The organism is Aerococcus sp. L_32 (assembly GCF_050689315.1).
The window spans coordinates 1-2,514 of the sequence record NZ_JBOEQF010000290.1 but is presented as its reverse complement, the minus strand read 5'-3'; the positions used below and the strand labels follow the sequence as shown (position 1 = coordinate 2,514).

The following is a 2,514-nucleotide window of genomic DNA, read 5'->3' as shown; positions in this document are numbered from 1 at the left end:
ATGCTAAGCTTGTGTTCGAACGCATGCACAAGTGCTATTATATAGAAGAAACAAATGAGGAGAATCATTATGAAGAATAATCAATCATCAATTACAACTTTAGTGGCTACTGGTATCGGGGCAGCTGTCTTCTTTATCCTAGGCCGCTTTCTATCAATACCTACTGGTGTACCAAATACCTCTATTGAAACAACTTACCCGTTTTTGGCCTTAATGGCAACTGTCTTTGGTCCTTTCGCAGGTTTATTGATTGGTTTAATTGGTCATGCCATTAAAGACTTACTGACATATGGTTTGTGGTGGTCTTGGGTGTTAACCTCTGGTTTTACTGGTTTTGGTTATGGTTTTATCGGCCGCAAACTTAAAGTTAGTCAAGGTATTTTTACAAAGAAAGATATGATCACTTTCAATGTTGGGCAAGTTATCGTGAATATACTGGCTTGGGCCTTACTAGCGCCTGCTTTAGATATTTTAATGTATTCAGAACCTGCATCTAAAGTATTCGTTCAAGGGATTGTATCAGGTGTGTTAAATTCACTTGCGGTTGGTATCATCGGTACCTTATTATTAAAGGGGTATGCAAGTACACGTACGAAATCAGGAAGTTTACGTAAAGAAAATTAATAGGAAGTTTTACTATGATAAATCATGAAAGACACAATCAGCCGGTGGACAGCAATCTGTCGCCGGCTATTGAATTTAAAAACATCTCTTTTAAATATGCGAGTCAGGCTGACCTAAACTTGATGGATATCTCCTTTTCAATCAAACAAGGAGAGAAAGTCCTCATTATCGGCGCATCTGGGTCTGGTAAATCAACCATTGGTAAGATTATCAACGGGCAAATCCCTAATACTTTTGAAGGCGATTTAACCGGTCAAGTCTTGATCAATGGCGCAAATTCCGCCAGCAAGTCCATTTTTGACTTATCACTAAGCGTCGGCACCGTCCTACAAGATACTGACGCCCAATTTGTCGGCCTAACAGTAGCTGAAGACCTAGCTTTCGCCCTGGAAAATGACCAAGTGGACCAAGCTAGCATGGTGTCTAGTGTAGCGGCCTGGGCCAATGCGCTTGACCTTGTGGACCTCTTGGACCTTGCCCCGCAATCTTTATCAGGCGGACAAAAGCAACGGGTCTCAATTGGCGGGGTCTTAATTGACGAGTCACCCATCGTTCTATTTGATGAGCCTTTAGCCAACCTAGACCCTGCAAGTGGTTTAGCGACCATGGAATTGATTGCCAAATTAAACCAGGAAAAAGAATTAACTACGATAGTCATCGAGCACCGTCTAGAAGAAGCCTTAATCGCCGACTTTGACCGTGTCCTCGTTATTGACAGTGGGCGGTTACTCGCTGACGTATCCGTTGATGCTTTGTTGCGGTCTGACTTATTGGCGAAAATCGGTGTCCGCCAGCCTTTATACTTAGATGCCTTTGGTTATGCTGGTGTGAATGTTGGAGACATTTCTCATTTAGGGCGGTTTCAACCAAATATGGTCACTGCTGGTGTTCAAGACCGTCTATCTAAATGGTTGGCTGACAATGCAGTAACCACTCAAGTTAGGGCGGATAAGCCTATTTTAGTCATGGACCATGTCAACTTTTCTTATGACAGTACCCCTTTGATATCAGATTTAAATCTGACCATTAATGCTGGCGACATGGTTTCTATTGTCGGGACAAACGGTGCGGGTAAATCTACCCTAGCGAAACTGATTTGTGGCTTTGAGCGACCAGATTCAGGACGGATAACCCTTTTCCAGGAGAATTTAGACGGATTATCGATTAAGGAAATTGCGGATTCGGTCGGCTACGTGATGCAGAACCCCAATTTGATGATTTCAAAGAACATTCTATTCGATGAGGTGTCGTCTGGTTTAGTCAACCGCGGCTTGTACGAGAATGATGCAGATGGTTTAGCTGAAAAAGTGGCTGATGCCTTGCGGATTTGTGGCTTATATCCATACAGGAATTGGCCAATTTCGGCCTTGTCTTATGGGCAAAAACGACGGGCAACAATTGCGAGTATTTTAGTGTTAGATCCTAAAGTCTTGATTTTAGATGAACCGACAGCTGGTCAAGATTATAAGCATTATACTGATATGATGCGATTTATCAAGGGGTTGAACCGTGACCAAGGAATTACCATTCTAATGATTACTCATGATATGCATTTGATTCAAGAGTATACCAACCGGACGATTGTCTTCCACGACGGTCAGGTGATGGGTGATATGCGTCCAGCTGCGGTATTAACGAATGAAAACTTGATGGCCCAAGCCCATTTAGCCCCTACTTCCTTGTATGATTTAGGGCAAGTGGTGGCTGATATTGATGCGATGGACTTTATCGACCGGTTCATCCAGTTTGAACGTCAGACTAAGCGGGTTGGACAAGCTAGTATATGGGTTGGAGGTGAGAGCGATGGCGAATAAACAAGGTCAAAGTTTTGGGTATATCAAGAAGGATTCACCCTTACACCGCTTATCTGGTGCGACAAAATTAATCGCT

The 2,514-nt window shown here is 43.0% G+C and carries 2 protein-coding genes; both read left to right on the top strand.

All coding sequences use genetic code 11. The features are described from left to right. Positions 1 to 69: 69 nt before the first annotated feature. The gene (locus tag ACRCJ0_RS11935) at positions 70 to 624 is read left to right on the top strand and encodes an ECF-type riboflavin transporter substrate-binding protein (RefSeq protein ID WP_431390552.1); all 555 of its coding nucleotides are present in this window, start codon (positions 70 to 72) and stop codon (positions 622 to 624) included. 14 nt (positions 625 to 638) lie between these two features. Beyond that, the gene (locus ACRCJ0_RS11930; RefSeq protein WP_431390551.1) at positions 639 to 2,438 is read left to right on the top strand and encodes an ABC transporter ATP-binding protein; all 1,800 of its coding nucleotides are present in this window, start codon (positions 639 to 641) and stop codon (positions 2,436 to 2,438) included. Positions 2,439 to 2,514 lie beyond the last annotated feature (76 nt).

Coding starts and splice junctions, on each gene's coding strand:
- ACRCJ0_RS11935 (WP_431390552.1), top strand. CDS start 70: ATGAAGAATAATCAATCATCAATTACAACTTTAGTGGCTACTGGTATC.
- ACRCJ0_RS11930 (WP_431390551.1), top strand. CDS start 639: ATGATAAATCATGAAAGACACAATCAGCCGGTGGACAGCAATCTGTCG.